Origin of the sequence: Allorhizocola rhizosphaerae (assembly GCF_003426775.1) — a bacterium.
Classification (GTDB): domain Bacteria; phylum Actinomycetota; class Actinomycetes; order Mycobacteriales; family Micromonosporaceae; genus Allorhizocola; species Allorhizocola rhizosphaerae.
This window is the reverse complement of the sequence record NZ_QJUG01000432.1, coordinates 1-2,566: the sequence shown is the minus strand read 5'-3', so window position 1 is coordinate 2,566 and position 2,566 is coordinate 1. Positions and strand designations below refer to the sequence as shown.

The 2,566-nt window shown below is 70.5% G+C and carries 2 protein-coding genes; both read left to right on the top strand.

The genetic code is table 11. From position 1 onward, the window contains the following. The coding region (locus DM816_RS41405) for an acyl carrier protein (RefSeq protein ID WP_246002742.1) at positions 1-694 on the top strand (694 nt) is incomplete at its 5' end. Beyond that, positions 694-2,566 (top strand): type I polyketide synthase (locus tag DM816_RS41400; protein ID WP_162908409.1); only part of this gene is annotated, 1,873 nt, incomplete at its 3' end. The genes DM816_RS41405 and DM816_RS41400, both read left to right, overlap by 1 nt.

Below are 2,566 nucleotides of genomic sequence, written 5' to 3'. Positions count from 1 at the left end.
GCTGGCCCGCGCGGGCATCGTGCCATTGGACGCCGAGCAGGGCCTGCACCTGTTCGACACGGCGCTGGGCCGGGCGGAGCCGCTACTGGCGGCCGTCCGGCTGGATCTGCGCGCGCTGCACGGCCAGGATAGGGTCACGGTCCCGCCGCTGCTGCGCGGACTGGTCCGCACGGCCACGCGCCGGACGGCCTCCCACGGCGCAGACGCCGTGCCGCTGGCCGCACGTGTCGCGGCGCTGCCCGCGCACGAGGCGCTGCGACTGCTCACCGACCTGGTTCGCACCGAGGTCGCGGTCGTGCTGGGGCACCCCGGCCCGGAGGCGGTCGACCCGGAACGTGCCTTCAAGGAGATCGGCTTCGATTCGCTGGCCTCGGTTGATCTGCGCAACCGGCTCGCCGCCGCCACCGGGATGACCCTGCCCGCGGGGCTGGTGTTCGACCATCCAACGCCGACAGTGCTGGCCGCCTACCTCGTGGCTGAGCTCGCCCCGTCGGCCAGGACCGCCGCCGCCGATCCGCAGGAGGCAGCGGTGCGTGAGCTGCTGGCCACCGTGCCGATGACGCGGCTGCGCCAATCCGGGCTACTCGACCTGTTGTTGCGGCTCGGCGATCCGGTACCAGATGAATCAAATTCCATCGACGAGATGGACGTCGATAGCCTGCTGCGGCTGGCGACCGAGAGTGCGGCCGGCTGATGGCCGCCTCGATGGAACAGCTCGTCGAGGGATTGCGCGCCGCGCTGAAGGAAAACGAACGGCTCAGGCAGCAAAACCAGCAGCTGGTCCAGGCCGCGACGGAACCGGTCGCCATCGTCGGGATGGCTTGCCGTTTCCCGGGCGGCGTCGCCTCGCCGGAAGACCTGTGGCGCTTGGTCGCTGACGGCAAGGATGCCATTGGCGGGTTCCCCGAGGACCGCGGCTGGCCTGAAGACTTGTACCATCCCGATCCTGGCCGCCCCGGTCACACGTACGCGAACACCGGCGGATTCCTTGACGCGGCAGACACTTTCGACGCTGCCTTCTTCGGCATCTCGCCGCGCGAGGCGCTGGCCATGGACCCGCAGCAGCGGCTACTGCTGGAACTCACGTGGGAGGTGCTGGAACGGGCCGGACTCGACCCGTCGGCGCTGCGCGGCTCGGACGTGGGCGTGTTCGTCGGCGGCAACGGGCAGGACTATCCGCTCCTGCTGATGCAGGACCCGGAACCGTTGGAGGGCTTCATCAGCACCGGCAACGCGGCCAGCGTCGCGTCCGGGCGGATCTCGTATACGTTCGGCTTCACCGGTCCGGCGATCACTTTGGACACGGCGTGCTCGTCGTCGTTGGTGGCGTTGCATTTGGCCGCGCAGGCCCTCCGTGCGGGGGAGTGCTCGCTGGCCTTGGCGGGCGGCGTCACGGTCATGTCCACGCCGTTTGGGTTCGTGGAGTTCGCACGGCAGCGTGGGCTGGCGCCCGATGGTCGGTGCAAGGCTTTCTCCGCTGGGGCCGACGGCACCGGCTGGGCCGAGGGCATCGGAATGCTGCTGATCGAGCGGCTGTCCGATGCCCGTCGCCAGGGGCATGAGATTTTGGCGGTACTGCGCGGGTCTGCAGTGAATCAGGATGGGGCGTCGAACGGTTTGACGGCGCCGAACGGTCCGGCGCAGCAGCGGGTGATCCGTCAGGCGCTGGCGTCAGCCGGTTTGTCACCGTCCGATGTGGACCTGGTGGAGGCGCACGGTACCGGGACGGTGCTCGGCGATCCGATCGAAGCCGACGCACTGATCGCGACGTATGGCGGGGACCGCGACGAACCGCTGTGGCTGGGGTCCATCAAGTCCAACCTCGGTCACACTCAGGCCGCCGCGGGCGTCGCCGGTGTGATCAAGGTGGTGCAGGCGCTGGCAAACGAATCGCTGCCGCGCACCCTGCACGTGGACGCCCCCACCCCGCACGTGGATTGGGCTCGCGGTGGCGTGCGGCTGCTCACCGAGTCCAGGCCGTGGCCCCGCGGCGACCGGCCGCGCAGGGCCGGGGTGTCCGCGTTCGGCATCAGCGGCACCAACGCCCACGTCATCCTCGAGGAAGCCCTCACACCGGCGGCCAGGCCCATACACCCGGCGCCTTCGGTCGTGCCGTGGGTGCTGTCGGCGCGTACCGCTGAAGCGCTGCGGGCACAGGCCGAGCGCCTGCATGCGGCGGTCGCCGCCGGTGCCGACCCGGTCGCGGTCGGCTGGTCGCTGGCTCACACCCGGGCACGGCTCGACCACCGCGCGGTCGCATACGGCAGAGACCACCGCGCCCTGCTTGAAGCTCTCGCGCTGCTCGCCCGCGGCGACACCGGCGTAGGGGCTACCGCGGGGCACCGCAGCGCGGGCCGGGTCGCCGTGCTGTTCACCGGTCAGGGTGCGCAGCGGGCGGGGATGGGTCTTGAGCTGGCGCGGGTGTTTCCGGTGTTTCGGGAGGCCTTCGATGAAGTCTGTGCGGTGTTGGATCCGGCGTTGCGGGAGGTGATCGCGTCCGGGGTGGGGTTGGAGCAGACGGGGTTTACTCAGCCGGCGTTGTTTGCGGTGGAGACGGCGTTGTTCC